At 21.7% G+C, this 1,210-nt stretch carries 2 protein-coding genes; one reads left to right on the forward strand and one right to left on the reverse strand.

Annotated elements, in window-relative coordinates; all coding sequences use genetic code 11:
- Positions 1 to 736 (forward strand): phosphoenolpyruvate-utilizing N-terminal domain-containing protein (locus EZH24_RS12160; RefSeq protein WP_236847251.1); only part of this gene is annotated, 736 nt, incomplete at its 5' end.
- A gap of 65 nt (positions 737 to 801) precedes the next feature.
- Here EZH24_RS12160 and EZH24_RS12165 read toward each other — a convergent pair.
- The coding region (locus EZH24_RS12165; RefSeq protein WP_170310876.1) for a hemerythrin domain-containing protein at positions 802 to 1,210 on the reverse strand (409 nt) is incomplete at its 5' end.

Below are 1,210 nucleotides of genomic sequence, written 5' to 3' on the forward strand. Positions count from 1 at the left end.
TCAAGAATTAATAAATAAGGAATCCATATCAGATAATAAAATATATTGTCCAAATAAAGTTAATTCAAAATTTCAGATAATATGCGATGGCAATAACGATAATATTAGAGGGATTGGCAAGTATATAAATATAAATTTCAATGTAGAAAAACAGATTGTTGAAAATACCGAATTGGAAAAAGAAAAATTAAGTAATGCCATAGAAAAAGTTAAAGAAGATATAATTAAGCAAAAGACTATAATAGAAAAAAATTTAACGAATGACGAATATCTAATATTTGAAACGCATTTATCTATATTATTAGACGAATCTTTAATTGAAGAAGTCAATAATTCTATAGAAAATAATAAGTATAGCGCCGCTTATTCGTATTATTTGGAAATGAATAAATACTTTCAAAGTTTTGAGGAATTGGAAGACGGTTATATAAAAGAGAGAAAATACGATATTAAAGATATATTGCATCAGGTATTGAAATATTTATTAAATTATAATATAGAGATACCTAAAGAAGATAATATAATATTGATATTTAACGAAATGTATGCTTCCATTGTGCCGAAAATATCTCATAATATTAAAGGAGTAATTTCAAAAAATGGAAGTCCTCTTTCTCATGCGTCTATACTATTAAAATCCGTTAATATACCTTATATAATTTATGAAGATGCTTTAAATTTAATCGATAAAGAATTATATATAGATATAAAAAATTTTAATATTGATTACCGATAGAATAGACGAAATAGAAAATATATTTTTAGTCTATAGCCTTTTTAACTCTTATGATTTTAAATTTTTCAATATTTTTCTTTAAGTTCTTCAAAATCTTCATTTGAAAAAGTCGATATAACTAGAGGAATTAAAATATTTTCTTCTTTAAAAATCATATCGTAAATTTTATTTTTCAATTCTTCTATTTTATCAAAAACTTTATTATCGTTAATAGACATAATCTCTTTAGCTTCTTCCAATATTTCTTTATCGACTTTAGTCATAACTTTTGAAGGTTCGGAATTTCCATATTTGTTTAATCCTGCAAAAAATAGAGTTTCTTTTTTTATATAATGATTATTTAATTTATTATAAAATTCTTCAAATAGTTTTATATCTTTTGACGCTATTATATTTTCTATAGAATTTTTTATTTCAATATTTTCTTTTTTAAACTCTTCTATTAACGATAATAAAGTTTTTGATAAAATAGAA

The organism is Brachyspira catarrhinii (assembly GCF_005518285.1).
Taxonomy (GTDB): Bacteria; Spirochaetota; Brachyspiria; order Brachyspirales; family Brachyspiraceae; genus Brachyspira; species Brachyspira catarrhinii.